This is a genomic window from Agromyces sp. NPDC056965 (assembly GCF_042673425.1).
GTDB lineage: Bacteria > Actinomycetota > Actinomycetes > Actinomycetales > Microbacteriaceae > Agromyces.
On record NZ_JBHURI010000096.1, the window covers coordinates 1 to 13,867 of the forward strand.

Here is a 13,867-nt window from a genome sequence, read left to right on the forward strand (position 1 = left end):
GGTTGTTTTGGTGGGCTGTTTTTTTTTTATAAGACCCTGGGCGAGACCCTCTGGTTATTGCTGGGGGGGCGGGGCTCACCCCCCGCCCCCTCCTGTCGTTTCGATGCTCGACTACTCGGCGTCGGCCTTCTTCGTCGCACGCTTCTTCGGCGCGGGCTTCTCGGCGGCAGCCTCGGCCTCGTCGGCCGCAGCGGCCTTCTTCGGCGCGCGCTTCTTCGGCGCGGGCTTCTCGGCGACCTCGGCCTCTTCGACGATCTCTTCAGCCTCGTCGACGACCTCTGCCTCGGCCTCAGCCTCTGCAGTGGCGACGGCGGTGAACTCGGAGAGGTCGACGGGCTTCCCCGCGGCATCCGACACCTTCGCCTTGCCGAGCGCGATCGCGAGCGCCTTGTTGCGCGCGACCTCGCCGACCATGGCGGGGATCTGGCCGTTCTGGCTGAGGATCTGCACGAACTCGTTGGGGTCCATGCCGTACTGGGCTGCGCCCTGCACGAGGTACTGGGTCAGCTCGTCCTGGCTGACCTGGACCTTCTCGGCCTCGGCGATCGTGTCGAGCAGGATCTGCGTCTTGAACGCCTTCTCGCTCGACTCGGCGACCTCTGCGCGGTGCTCGTCGTCTTCGAGGCGGTTCTCGTTCTCGAGGTGACGGTGCACCTCGTCGTCGATGACGGCCTGCGCGACGGGCACCTCGACGAGCTCGAGGAGCTTGTCGACGAGGAGGTCGCGGGCCTGGCTGCCCTGGCCGAACGACTTGTTGCGGGCGACCTGCTCCTTGAGGCTGTCGGTCAGCTCGGCGAGCGTGTCGAACTCGCTCGCGATCTGCGCGAAGTCGTCGTCGGCTGCGGGGAGCTCGCGCTCCTTCACTGCGGAGACGGTGACGGTGATCTCAGCGGTCTCGCCCTCGTGGTCGCCGCCCAGGAGCTTCGACGCGAAGGTGGTGGTCTCGCCGGCGGAGAGCGTGTCGAGCGCCTCGTCGATGCCCTCGATCAGGTCGCCCGAGCCGAGCTCGTACGAGATGCCGCTGGCGGTGTCGACCTCGTTGTCCTCGATCTTGGCGACGAGGTCGAGGGTCACGAAGTCGCCGGTCTTGGCGGGGCGGTCGACCGTGATGAGCGTGCCGAAGCGGCTGCGCAGACGGTCGAGCTCTTCGGCGACCTCGTCGTCGGCGACCTCGACGGAGTCGACCGTGAGCTCGATGCCGTCGTAGGCGGGCAGCTCGATCTCGGGGCGCACGTCGACCTCGATCGCGAGCAGCAGGTCGCCCGAGAAGTCCTTGTCGCTGGGCCACTCGACGATGTCGGCCTCGGGCCGGCCGAGGGGGCGCAGTTCGTGCTCGGCGACGGCGGCGCGGTAGAAGCCGTCGAGGCCCTCGTTGACGGCGTGCTCGAGCACGGCGCCCTTGCCGACGCGCTGGTCGACGATGGGCGGCGGCACCTTGCCCTTGCGGAAACCGGGCACGTTGATCTGCTCGGCGATGTGCTCGTACGCGTGGGCGATGCTGGGCTTCAGCTCCTCGGGCGTCACCGAGATGGTGAGCTTGGCGCGAGTGGGGCTCAGCTTCTCAACCGAAGTGGTCGGCATGTGGAAGTTCTCCTGTTGTGTGGAAGTTCGTGTCGAGTCGTGGAACTCGTCGGGGCGACAGGATTCGAACCTGCGACCTCCCGCTCCCAAAGCGGGCGCTCTACCAAGCTGAGCTACGCCCCGAGTCGCGACTCAACTCGTCGATTCAGCCGTGCGGGCATGCGGAAGCATGCGTCAGACGGATGGACCCCCGAAAGTCTACTGCACAGCGTGAGGCCCCCGTTGTGCATCCCGTGATCGAGCCCGACACAGAGTTGTGGATGATCCGCCGTTCGCGCCCCCGGCCGTGGCAGAGTGTGGCCATGCCCGAGCACCCCGCAGATGCCCGCGACCTCCGACGCTGGCCGGCCGACCCCGCGCAACTGATCGACACGACGCGCTGCCCCGCGTGCTTCAGCGCCCTGCGCAGCGCGGTCTGCGACGCGTGCGGCCTCGACCTCTCGGTGCCCGCCGCGAGCGAGCTGCTCAGCGCCGGGCGCGCACTGCACGACCGGGAGGCCGACCGGCAGTCGCTCATCACCGCGATGCGCGACGCGCAGTCCGCACGAGTTCACGAGGCGGCGGCGAGGGCGACGGATGCCGCGGCGCTCGCTGCTCCGCCGGCGGCAGTGCCCGCGCCGTCGGCTTCACCGATCTCGATCCCGGCACAGCCGGCTTCGGTCGCATCGGTGGCAGTGCCGGCCCCCGCGCCAACTCCGGCCCCGGCTCCGCCGCAGGTGCCCGTGGCGGCTCCGGCGTCCGCACCCCCGCCCGCCTCACCCGCCGCCGCCCGCTCCGGTCGCTCGGGCGTGCAGGTGCTGCTCCTGACGCTCGGCGTCGTGCTCATCTCCATCACCGCGATCGTCTTCCTCTTCGTCGCCTACCTCGTCGCGAGCCTCGAGGTGCGCTCGATCATCATCGCCGTCGCGAGCGTGCTCGTGCTCGGCGTCGCCTGGCTGCTGCGGGCACGCCGCCTTCCGGGCACCGCAGAGGGCGTGGCATCCGTCGCCATCGTGCTGCTGCTGCTCGACGTGTGGATCGTGCGGGCCAACATGCTGTTCGGCACCGAGACCGTCAGCACGTCGGCCTACCTCGGCGGCGCACTGCTCGTCGTCGCCGCGGTGCTCGTCGGCGTGCGAGCGGCGAGCGGCATCCGGGTCGCGGGCATCGCCGCGGCGGCGTTCGCCCCGATCGGCGTCTTCCTGCTCGCCAGCGAGGCGGCGCCCGACGACCAGCTCAGCACCCCGTTCTGGGTGGGCTTCCTCGCGGTCTCCCTCCTCGGTTCCATCGCGGTGCTCCTGCCCGCCCAGGTCGAGCGCACCATCGTGATGGCGGCGGGCTTCGTCGCCGGAGCGCTCGCCCTGCTCCCCGCGTACTGGGCGCTGCCCGAGGTGCCGTGGAGCCAGCTGTGGTGGTACCTCGCGGTCGCGGCAGCATGGTTGCTCGCGCTGGTCGCGGTGCGGCTGCGGCACGGCCTCAGCACGGTCTGGGGCCGGCTCGCGGCGCCGGCCTTCGGCCTGACCCTCGCCCTGGCGCCGACCCTGGCGATCTTCGCCGAGTTGCCGAGCGAGGTCGCGCTGTGGCTCGCGCCTGCTGCTGCGGGTGTCGTCGCCGCCGTGTTCGCCGCCGGCACGCGGCTGACGGGCACGACCGCACGGGATTCGCTCGCGGCGTGCTTCGCGGCGATCGCCGTGGCGGCCTGCTCGGCGCTTCCCGGCGTGTTCCTCGGCCTCGGCGCCGTCTGGACGAGGCTCGCCGGCAGCGTGCCGCCGTGGAACCTCGGGTTCGACGAGCAGTTGCGTCCGAGCATTCCCGATCACGACCTCACCACGGTCCTCGTGCCGGTCGTCGTCGCGGTCGGCGCACTCGTCGTCTCCGTTCTGCTGCGCCGCGGCCGCGCGCTGGCCGCGATCCCGACCGCGGCAGCGTTCGCGGGCGGCATCGCCGTCGCCTGCGTCTCCCCCGGTCCCGCGATCGCCGCCGTCGTCCTCCTCGTGCTGGCCGGCGTCGCGCTCGCGCTCGCGACGCTGCGGGGTCGCCTCGCCGTTCCCGGGCTCCTCGCGGTCCTCGCCATCGGCGGTGTCGCCAGCGCCGGATTCGCGTGGTGGGTGGGCTACTCCAGCGCCCCGGTGTGGCCCTGGGCCGCTGCACTCGTGATCCTGCTCGCCGTCACGGGGCGCGTCCTCGCGCCCCGGATCTGGCCTGCGGGCGCTGCGCCCGCGGTCGGAGCGGCGCACCTCGCGATCGCGTCGAGCCTCTTCGTCTTCGCCGTGTTCTCGATCCCGCTCTGGCGTGCTCCCGACGATGTGCGGGTGATCGAGCCGTGGATGTGGCTCGCCGTCGTCTCCTCCGTACTGCTCGTGGTCGCCGCCGTCGTGCGGTTCGGCAGGTCGGGCGATCGCCTCTGCGCGGTGCTGCCGCTGCTCGCGGCATCCGTGACCTCGATCTGGGCCCTCGCCTTCGAGACGGATGCCTCGTGGCGCTGGGTGCCCGCAGGCGCCCTCGTCATCGCCGGGGTGCTGTGGGTGCGGCTCGGGGCGCCCGAAGCGCTGCGGATCGCGTTCGCGGCGGTGACCCCGCTCGCACTCGCCTTCGTCTCCGCCGTCGTCGTCGACGAGGCGTTCGGGGCGGACTTCGCGGTCATCGGCATCGCCGGCGCGGCGCTGCTCGCTGCAGCGCTCGCCCACGTCGTTCCCGCACGCTCGAACCGTGCACGAGTCGTCTGGGCGGTCGCCACCGGCGTCGTCGGCCTGGTCGCACTCGCCTCCGGGGTCACCGGCTCCTTCGGCTCCGCCGAACTCTGGCTCGTCCTCCTGCTGCTGACCCCGGTCCCCATCGTGCTCGCCGCGCTCGCGGGCGATCCGATCGGCGGCGCATCGCCGAGCCGGCATCTCGGCTGGCTGAGCCTCGCGCTCGGCGTCGCGACGGTGTGGGCGTGGCGTTCGAGCGATGGAGCCACCGATGTCGAGGCGTACACGCTGCCGCTCGCCGCGGCCCTCGCCCTCGCCGGCCTGCTGATCACGTGGCGACGCACGAGCGGCGAGGCCCCCGCGCAGGGCCGCACGGCCCTGTTCGCGACCGCTGCGGCGATCGCGGTGCTCCCGAGCATCGGCACCGCGGGCGATGCCGAGCTACGGGCCCTGCTGCTCGTCTCGATCGGCATCGTCGTGGCGATCGCCGCGGTGTTCCTGCCCGAGGTCGCACGCGGTGTGCCCGTGCGGCTGCTCGGCGTGCTCACGGGATGGGTCGCCTTCACCGGCGCCGGTCTCGTGCGCGGTGCCGCCGTCGCCACCGGCAACGCCGACAGCGTGCTCATCGTCGAGTTCTGGCCGCTCATCGCCCTCGCGGCAGGCGTGGCGATCGCGGTGATGTGGGCGCGCACCGCGTCTCGCCCCGCGTTGCTGGCCGAGGCGCTGCTGGCGGCATCCGTCGCTCTCGCCACCGTGCCGACGCTGCTGGAGATCGTCGACGGCGACGAGCCGTTGCTCCGCTCGGTCGTGCTGTTCCCCGTGCTCGCACTCGCGTGCATCGCGTCGGCCGCGACGACGGCGAGACCCCTCGCAGGCTCCGTGTTCGTCTGGACGATGCTCGGCACGCTGACTCTCGGTGGCGTGATCGTGCTGTTCTCCGGGCACCTCGACCCGTTCGACCTCGTCACCGCCTCGCTCGGCGTTGCGCTCATCGGCGTCGGATGGTTCCGCATGCGCCGCTCCCCCGAGCTCGGCAGCTGGCCGGCACTCGGCCCGGGCCTCGCGGTGCTGCTCGTGCCGCCGCTGTTCGCCGACTTCACCGATCCCCAGCTCTGGCGCATCGTGACCCTCGGCGTCGTCGCCGTGGTCGTGCTCGTCGTGGGCGCCGTCCGCCGCCTGCAGGCGCCCCTGCTGCTCGGTGGAGCCGTGCTGCTGGTGCATGCGATCGTGCAGCTCTGGCCGTGGATCACCGACCTCTACGAGGCGGTCTGGTGGTGGCTGTGGCTCGGCATCGCCGGCGTGCTGCTCGTCGTGCTCGCGGCGACCTACGAGCGTCAATTGCGCCTCGCACGCGGAACCATCCGCTCGATCGCAGCCCTGCGATAGGCGTGCAGTAGGCGGCGAGCCCGCGCGCGTCACGAGGTGGGGGTCATCGTGTACTACGATGATCCAGTGCCCTCAGCGGGTACGCGGGGATGTAGCTCAATGGTAGAGCCTCAGTCTTCCAAACTGATCACGCGGGTTCGATTCCCGTCATCCCCTCCATAGAAACCCCCGGCCAGCCGGGGGTTTCGTCGTTTCTGGATGATGAGCTCCCGAGCTCGCCGGCGGCCGTTCGTGCCAGCTGCGCGCCAACGACTCCGTCGAAACCACCCGTCACGGCAGGCTCGATGCCCCCAATAGAGAGCGTGCAGCGCTGCCCATCGCCCAGGAGGGCCGGCAACCAGTAGCGTTGCGACGCACCCAGAGAGAGGCACTCGATGACCGACACCAACCAGACCGCCGTACCGCCCGGATGGCACGTCGAGCCGACAACGGGACTCCTCCGCTGGTGGGATGGCACGAACTGGGGGCCGTATCAGCAGCAGGCCGCACCCTCGGTCGTCGTGGTGCAGAGCGCGCCGCAGAACGGTTTCGCGATCGCTGCGCTCATCCTCGGCATCTGGGGCTTCCTCACGACCGCCATCCCACTGTTCATCGGGCTCTTCCTCGGCGGCATCCCCGACATCCTCTCGATCGTCTTCGGCATCATCGGCATCGTTCGAGCGAACCAGATGGGCGGCAAGGGCTTGCCCCTCGCGGTCATCGGCCTCATCCTCGGCTCGCTCGCATTCCTCTCGATATTCCTCGGCGCCGGCACGATCTGGTAGGCCGCTCGGCACCGACGGTCACGGGCTCGCGACGGGTTCGGATTCGCGATCTTCGGTCTGGCGCTCGATGAGAGCGCTCTACTACCGTGTACCCATCGACAACAACCGGTCCTCGTTCCTCGGCCGTGGCGAAGAACTGGAGCGCCTCGCCATGCTCGTGGGTTCGGCGCGCAACGGGCACGGCTCGGCCCTCCTGGTGCGGGGAGAGCCCGGCATCGGGAAGACGACCCTGCTCGAGGAGGCCACGCGAGACCTCGCGGGCGTGCGGGTCGTTCGTTCCGACGGTTTCGAGGCCGAGTCGGCCATGCCGTACGCGATGCTCCAGCGGATCGGAACGCCGTTCACGCACCTCGTACCGGCGCTGCCGCGACGCCAGGCATCGGCATTGCGGATCGCGGCAGGCGTCGACGAAGGGCCGCCGCCCGACCGATACCTCGTCGGCCTCGGCATGCTGTCGCTGCTCGCGGCCGCGGCGGAGCACGAACCACTCGTCTGCGTCGTCGACGACGCGCACCTCTCCGATCCCGAGTCGCTCGAGGTGCTCGCGTTCGTCGCGCGGCGACTGAAGGCGGAGGCCGTGGCGATCATCCTCAGCGCCCGCCCCGACCCGAGGGTCGAACGCGCGGCCGCCGGCATCGCCGCGATGGAGCTCGCCGGGCTCGATGCGCCGACCGCCGTGCACCTGCTGAACCGCTCGGCGACCGATCAGGTCGACCCCTACCTCGCGATGCGGTTCGCCGAGGAGACGGGTGGCAACCCGCTCGCCCTCACCGACCTCGCGCGGGAGTTCACCGCGCAGCAGCTCACCGACTCCTCCCTCGGGCTCGGACCGGTTCCGATCGGCCTGCGCCTGGAGTCCACCTACCTTCGAGCGGTCGAGGCCCTTCCGGCCGACACCCGTCGATGGCTCGGCATCGTCGCGGCGGAGTCGACCGGGGACGCCGCGCTCATCGACGATGCCGCACAGCGGCTCGCCGTGTCGGCCGATGCCTCCGGCGCGGCCGAGAGCGCGGGGCTCGCCACCTCGCGCGACCGCGTGCGGTTCCGGCATCCGCTCGTTCGCGCCGCCGTGTACAACGCGATGCCGGCGGCGGAGCGTCGCCGCGTGCACGAGGTCCTCGAATCGGTTGCGGGGGCACGTGGTCGTGCCGATCTCGCCGTCTGGCACGCGGCAGAGGCCGTGCTCGGCGTCGACGACGAGGTCGCCGACCGCCTCGAGCTGGCAGCGGATGCCGCGGGCGGGCGTGGCGGCACGGTGTCGCGTGCTCGACTGATGGCGCGCGCGGCCGATCTGTCGAGTCCCGGGACGGAGCGGGAGGCGAGGCTCCTCGCCGCGGCGGAGGCCGCCGCGGTCGCCGGCGCGGCGCGGTTCGCGACCGAGATGCTCGACCGGATCGACCCGACCGCACTCGACCCGGTGACCGAGGGGCGGGTGCTCATGTTGCGCGCCCTGCTCGCCCTGTTCGTGGCCGATCCCGACGGCGTGAGGGGCGGCACCGCGCAGTTGCTGCGGGCGGCCGGCCTGTTCCACGGTCGAGCGCCCGAGCTCGAGCAGCGGGCTCTGCTCGGCGCCTTCAACTCGGAACTCACCTCGGAGTCGGCCGTGCGCGGCGGGACCCTGCAGGAGCTCGGGCGCCGGCTCGCAACCGGAGCGGGCGTCACCGACGGGCGGCGGGCGCTCGCGTTGCGCGCCCTCGGTGCGCACATCCTGCGGCCATACCGCGAGGCGGTGCCGATCATGCGTGCAGCCGTTGCGATGCTCCAGGACTCGAGCGACGCGCAGCTGCTCGAGCTCGGCTCCGAGGCCGTCGCACTGACGATGGCCCTGTGGGACGAGCGCACGTGCGTCGAGCTGCTCGAACGCACGGTGCGTGCCGCCACGGAGGCCGGCAACCTCCGCGTGCTCGACACCGCACTGTGGATGCTCGGGCTCCTCGAGCTCGTCCGCGGCGACCCCGCGGCATCCGGTCGCTATGTGGAGCAGGTGCGCGAGTTGCGACGGGCCATCGGCTATGACGCGGAGCAGGTCGTGAACGCGTCCTACCTCGCCTGGTCGGGCGCACCCCCCGAACTCGTCGAGCAGATCGCCGAGGCGACGCTCCTCACCGGGTTCGACGGCGTCTGGACGATCACGATGACCGGTCTCAGCATCCGCGAGATCGCCGACGGCCACTACCGCGACGCCTTCGCGCGCCTCCGCCCGATGGTCGAGCGCGAGTTCCTGCAGGTGACGTACCAGCAGTTGCCCGACCTGGTCGAGGCCGGCGTGCGCAGCGGCAACGTGGGCGCGGCGCGCGCCGCGGCCGATCGGCTCGCCCGGTTCGCGGCGGCGAGCGGCACGCCATGGATCCGCGGGATCTCGGCGCGAGCCGAGGCCCTGCTCGCCGAGCCGGAGGAGGCGGAGGCCCGATATGTCGAGGCGATCGAGCACTTCGCCCTGACCACGGCACCCGGCGAGCTCGCTCGCGCGCACCTCCTGTACGGCGAGTGGCTGCGCCGCGTGAAGCGCCGCCGCGAGGCCCGCGACGAACTCCGTTCAGCGCTCGCGATCTTCGAGCGCGTCGGTGCGCCGGCATTCGCGGCGCGAGCCCGACGGGAACTCGAGGCGACCGGCGAGCACGTGCTCGCCCATGAGACGGGTGACGGACTCGACCGGCTCACGCCCCAGGAGGATGCGGTCGCGCGCCTCGCGTCCGCCGGCCGCACGAACGCGGAGATCGGCGCCGAGCTCTTCATCAGTGCGAACACCGTCGACTACCACCTGCGGAAGGTGTTCCGGAAGCTCGGCATCACCTCGCGGAAGCAGCTGACCGAACGGATGCCCGCGCGCTGACCCCGCGCGACGCTCGCGACTACGCGCACCACGTGGTGCGCCGGCGCAGCCGTGCGCGCGAGCATCGAGGCATCCGCGAATCGCGAGCTGCGCGACTCGCCGCGAATCCGGGAGGCAGCCATGCCCTACGTCACCGCCGATGACGGCGCGCAGATCTTCTACAAGGACTGGGGATCGGACGGCACGCCGGTGCTCCTGAGCCACGGCTGGCCGTTGAACGCCGACGCGTGGGAGGCCGCGGCGCTCTTCCTCGCCGAGCACGGGCACCGCGCGATCGCCCACGACCGACGCGGCCACGGTCGATCGAGCCAGACGTGGAACGGCAACGAGATGGACACCTACGCCGACGACCTCGCCTGCCTCATCGATCACCTCGACCTCACCGAGCTGACGCTCGTCGGGCATTCGACCGGCGGCGGCGAGATCGCGCACTACATCGGCCGGCATGGTTCGGCGCGGGTCGCGAAGCTCGTGCTCGTCTCGGCCGTGCCGCCGCTCATGCTCCAAACCGCCGACAACCCGGGCGGGCTGCCGATCGCCGTCTTCGACGGGATCCGCGCCGGCGAGGCATCCGATCGCTCGCAGCTGTACCGCGACCTCGCCGACGGGCCGTTCTTCGGTCACAACCGCAACACCGACGTCTCGCAGGGCGTGCGCGACGCATTCTGGCTGCAGAGCATGGCCTGCGGGCACCGGGCGGCCTACGAGTGCATCGCCGCCTTCTCGGCCACCGATTTCCGGCCCGACCTGGCGAGGATCGACGTACCCACGCTCGTGATCCACGGCGACGACGATCAGATCGTGCCGTTCCAGGTCGGCGGCGAGCGGTCGGCCGACCTCATCGACGGGGCGACCCTGCTCGTCTACGAGGGCGGCGCCCATGGCCTGCCCGACACCGATCGCGACCGGCTGCACGCCGACCTGCTCGCCTTCATCGACTCCTGAGCCGGATGCCGCGGGCCGACCCCGCGGCATCGAACAGCCCTCCACCACTCGAAAGGACCCCGCCATGACCGACCAGACCGACTCCGCCGCCCCCGACACCATCGTGCTCGTGCACGGCCTCTGGATGACCCCGCGCAGTTGGCGGGGCTGGAAGGAGCGCTTCGAGGCCAAGGGGTTCACCGTGCTCACGCCCGGCTACCCCGGCTTCGAGATCGAGGTCGAGGGGCTGCGGGAGAATCCCGACATCATCGCGAACCTCACGGTGCCGGAGACCGTCGACCACATCGCCGCCCAGATCGAGGCGCTGCCGAAGCCGCCGATCATCATGGGGCACTCGTTCGGCGGCACGCTCACGCAGCTGCTGCTGGCGCGCGGGCTCGGTGCCGCGGCCGTCGTCGTCGACTCGGCACCGACCGAGGGCGTGCGGATGACGCCGCTCTCGCAGGCGAAGTCGTTGTTCCCGGCGCTGAAGAACCCCGCGAACATCCACCGGGCGGTCGCGTTCACACCCGAGGAGTTCCACTACGCGTTCGCCAACACGCTCTCGCGCGAGGACTCCGACGCGGCATGGGAGGAGTTCGCGATCGCCGCTCCCGGCAACTGGATCTGGGCGTACGGGCTCATCGCCAACTTCAAGCCCGGCCACCAGGAGACGTGGGTCGACTACGCGAGGGACCGCGCTCCGCTGCTCTTCATCGGCGGCGAGAAGGATCACATCATGCCTCCGAGCGTGAACAGGTCGAACGCGAAGCACTACGCGAAGTCGCCGGCGCTCACGGAGTACGTCGAGTTCCCGGGCCGCTCGCACTGGATCTGCGCCGAACCCGGCTGGGAGGAGGTCGCCGACCACGCGCTCGAGTGGGCGCTCGCGCACGCGAACCGATCGGCGGCACTCGGCGCATCGGTGGAGTGACGGACGTCGGCTCGCCGCATCCGCGGCGGGCCGACCTCCTGGGCTCCGCACCCGACCCCACCGAGCATGCCCGCCGGCCGGCAACGGTTCGGCAACGAACTGCGCGATCTCCACCGTCTGCCCCGCGTCGACGCGATGATCGACCCGTGGGCGATCTCGGGGAGGCGGCATGCACGCGGTGACCAGACGCCGCCGTCTCATTGGTCGCGTGGTCGGGGCCGTGTCGGTGACCGCCGCCGTGACGCTCGGCAGCACGGGATGTCTCTTCCCCAACGCGTGTCCCACCATCGGCTACCTGTCGTCCGTCGACATCGTGCTGTCCGGGCCGGATGCCGCGAGCGCCGCCCTCGTCGTGCTCTGCTCCGACGTCGGCTGCTCGATACCAGTGGCGGAATCCGGGACGCCCCCGGCCTCGGGTCCGCTCTGGACGGCGACCGACGAAGGAGACGGGCACTGGCGCATCGACCTCGGCATGAACGCACCCGAGCGCGTGACGATCGAGGTCCTCGACGCCGACGGCGCGCGACTGACCGAGACCGCCGAGGAGCTCGAATGGCGCCGCACCGCCGACACCGGGCAGTGCCCGGGTCCGGTGGCGACCGACCCCGTCACCGTCGAGGTCGGCTGACGACGGGCATGTGACGCCCCGTGTCAACCCCAGATCAGCCCAGCCTTTCCTTCCTTGAAATATGTGAGCACCCGCGTAGCGTTGAACACGACATACGTTCAGGGAAGGTGGACCACATGACCGACACGAAGATCGCTCCCAAGACCCCGAAGGCCGGCGCGAACGCCGACGTGGCATCGGGCGTCGCCCAGTTCCTCACTCCCGTCGTGCAGGAGCTCGTCGCCCTCGCCGTCAACGGCAAGCAGGCGCACTGGCACGTGCGCGGCGTGAACTTCATCGCGGTGCACGAGCTGCTCGACGAGGTCGTGGCGCACGCGCAGGAGTGGGCCGACCTCGCCGCAGAGCGCGTCGTGGCACTGGGCCTGCCCGTCGACGGCCGCCTCAAGTCCGTCGCCGACAAGAGCGGTGCCGTGAACCCGAAGCTCGGCTTCCAGCCCTACGACGAGGCGATCGCCGATGTCGTCGCGCAGATCGACCTCGCGGCCGAGAAGGTCGCCGAGGCGATCGAGGGCCTCGACGAGCTCGACCCGGTGAGCCAGGACGTCGTGATCGAGATCCGCCGCGGCCTCGACAAGGACCGCTGGTTCCTCTTCTCGCACGTCGCCGTGAAGTAACGCGCGATGGCGGGCTGACGGGCCCGGGTGCAGAATGCCGGTATGACGGCCGATGCACCCGGGCCCGTTTCGTCTTCGGCGGATGCCGCCGGCGCAGGTTCGCGCGCGGCATCCGACCCCTCGCTGACCGACGCGCAGAAGTCGCTGCGGGCGCAGATGCTGGCCACCGAGCACTGGAGCCTGCTCGCCTCGCGGTCGACCACGCAGAGCGAGGTGCTCACCCGCATCGCGATCTTCCTCACGCTCGTGTCGGCCGGCCTCGTGACACTCGGCGTGCTCGGCAACGCCACGGGGTTCCGCGGCTGGTTCGGACTCGCGGCGCTCGGGGTGCTGCTGCTGCTCGTGCTGCTCGGCGTCATCACGCAGTTCCGGGTGTTCAACACCGCGACCGAAGACCTCGCGTACGTGCTCGCGATGAACCGGCTGCGCGGCGCCTACCTCGACCTCGACCCGGGGATCGAGCGGTACTTCCTCATGGGCACGACCGACGACGGACCGGGCATCGACCGCACGTACTACCCGTTCGCCAGGCGCGACCGCACGCAGGTCTTCGCGAGCTCGATGATGGTGATGCTCGTGGTGAACACGGCGCTCATCGGGCTCTTCACGGGCTCGCTGGTCTACGCGCTCACCGCATCGGTGGGATGGTCGCTCACCGTGGGAGCCGTCATCGCGGTGGCCGGGTTCCTGTACTGGATGTTCTGGGGATATCGCAGCTACGTGCAGGTGATGCGCACGCACGTACCGCTCCGCCGCAGCCCGCAGGCGTGACCGACGACGAAGCCGGTCACCGCGGGCTGCGACGCCATCGCCTCGGCCGCGTCAGCGCTGCAGCCAGGTGAGCACCGCGAGCACGCGCCGGTGATCGGAGCCCGAGTCCTCGAGGCCGAGCTTCTGGAAGATCGACGTGACGTTCTTCTCGACCGCACCGACGCCGATGAAGAGCTGCTTCGCGATGCCCGCGTTCGTGCGCCCCTCGGCCATGAGCGTCATGACCTCGCCTTCGCGCGGTGTCAGGGTCTCGAGGGGGTCGCTCCGGCGGGCGAGCAGCTCGCGCACGACCTGCGGGTCGAGCACCGTGCCGCCCTGGCTCACCCGCTCGACGGCGTCTTCGAGCTCGTCGAGCGAGGCGACGCGGTCTTTCAGCAGATAGCCCATGCCGCCCTCGCCCGACGAGAGCAGTTCGTGCGCGTAGGTGCCCTCGACGTACTGGCTGAGCAGCAGCACGCCGACCTTCGGCATGCGCCGCCGCAGTTCGATGGCGGCCCGCACCCCCTCGTCGCGGAACGTCGGCGGCATGCGCACGTCGAGGATCGCGAGGTCGGGCCGGGTCTCGTCGAGCGCTGCGAGCAGCGAATCGGCCTCACCGTATGCCGCCACCGTCTCGAATCCGGCCTCGTCGAAGAGTCGCACGAGCCCCTCGCGGAGCAGCATCGAGTCTTCGGCGAGCACGATGCGGAGGGGGGCGCGATCGGTCATGCCCCCACACTATCGGCGGGCGAGCGGATGCCTCGTGGCCGCGTGGGCCACGAGC

10 protein-coding genes and 2 tRNA genes are annotated in these 13,867 nt (G+C 71.1%); 9 read left to right on the forward strand and 3 right to left on the reverse strand.

Annotation, left to right across the window (positions count from 1 at the left end; genetic code table 11):
• Nucleotides 1–111 precede the first annotated feature (111 nt).
• Together tig and ACFTQE_RS17865 are read right to left on the reverse strand one after the other, a co-directional pair.
• Nucleotides 112–1,581: a trigger factor gene (gene tig / locus ACFTQE_RS17860; RefSeq protein WP_376926335.1), complete on the reverse strand. Its 1,470-nt coding sequence runs from the start codon at nt 1,579–1,581 to the stop codon at nt 112–114.
• Between the two features lie 49 nt (nt 1,582–1,630).
• Nucleotides 1,631–1,704, reverse strand: a tRNA-Pro gene (locus ACFTQE_RS17865).
• A 179-nt stretch (nt 1,705–1,883) separates the two neighbouring features.
• Here ACFTQE_RS17865 and ACFTQE_RS17870 point away from each other — a divergent pair.
• The 9 genes from ACFTQE_RS17870 to ACFTQE_RS17910 all read left to right on the forward strand — a co-directional run bounded on the left by ACFTQE_RS17870 (nt 1,884) and on the right by ACFTQE_RS17910 (nt 13,104).
• Nucleotides 1,884–5,636, forward strand: coding sequence for an SCO7613 C-terminal domain-containing membrane protein (locus tag ACFTQE_RS17870; protein ID WP_376926336.1), 3,753 nt, complete (start codon nt 1,884–1,886; stop codon nt 5,634–5,636).
• An 85-nt stretch (nt 5,637–5,721) separates the two neighbouring features.
• A tRNA-Gly gene (locus ACFTQE_RS17875) sits at nt 5,722–5,795 on the forward strand.
• A 215-nt stretch (nt 5,796–6,010) separates the two neighbouring features.
• On the forward strand, nt 6,011–6,400 hold the full coding sequence (locus ACFTQE_RS17880) for a hypothetical protein (RefSeq protein WP_376926337.1): 390 nt from the start codon (nt 6,011–6,013) through the stop codon (nt 6,398–6,400).
• A 67-nt stretch (nt 6,401–6,467) separates the two neighbouring features.
• Nucleotides 6,468–9,233, forward strand: a complete 2,766-nt coding sequence (locus ACFTQE_RS17885) for an AAA family ATPase (protein ID WP_376926338.1) — start codon at nt 6,468–6,470, stop codon at nt 9,231–9,233.
• 120 nt (nt 9,234–9,353) lie between these two features.
• Nucleotides 9,354–10,178 carry an alpha/beta fold hydrolase gene (locus tag ACFTQE_RS17890; RefSeq protein ID WP_376926339.1) on the forward strand — a complete coding sequence of 275 codons (825 nt, stop codon included), beginning with the start codon at nt 9,354–9,356 and terminating at the stop codon, nt 10,176–10,178.
• A gap of 64 nt (nt 10,179–10,242) precedes the next feature.
• A complete protein-coding gene (locus tag ACFTQE_RS17895; protein WP_376926340.1) occupies nt 10,243–11,091 on the forward strand; it encodes an alpha/beta hydrolase in 849 nt (282 codons plus the stop codon).
• 208 nt (nt 11,092–11,299) lie between these two features.
• Nucleotides 11,300–11,719: a hypothetical protein gene (locus ACFTQE_RS17900; protein ID WP_376926341.1), complete on the forward strand. Its 420-nt coding sequence runs from the start codon at nt 11,300–11,302 to the stop codon at nt 11,717–11,719.
• Between the two features lie 116 nt (nt 11,720–11,835).
• Nucleotides 11,836–12,333, forward strand: coding sequence for a Dps family protein (locus ACFTQE_RS17905; RefSeq protein WP_375833501.1), 498 nt, complete (start codon nt 11,836–11,838; stop codon nt 12,331–12,333).
• 42 nt (nt 12,334–12,375) lie between these two features.
• Nucleotides 12,376–13,104, forward strand: a complete 729-nt coding sequence (locus tag ACFTQE_RS17910; RefSeq protein WP_376926342.1) for a hypothetical protein — start codon at nt 12,376–12,378, stop codon at nt 13,102–13,104.
• Between the two features lie 51 nt (nt 13,105–13,155).
• On the opposite strand, the gene ACFTQE_RS17915 is transcribed toward ACFTQE_RS17910, so the two are convergent.
• A complete protein-coding gene (locus tag ACFTQE_RS17915) occupies nt 13,156–13,812 on the reverse strand; it encodes a response regulator (protein ID WP_376926343.1) in 657 nt (218 codons plus the stop codon).
• Nucleotides 13,813–13,867: the final 55 nt, after the last annotated feature.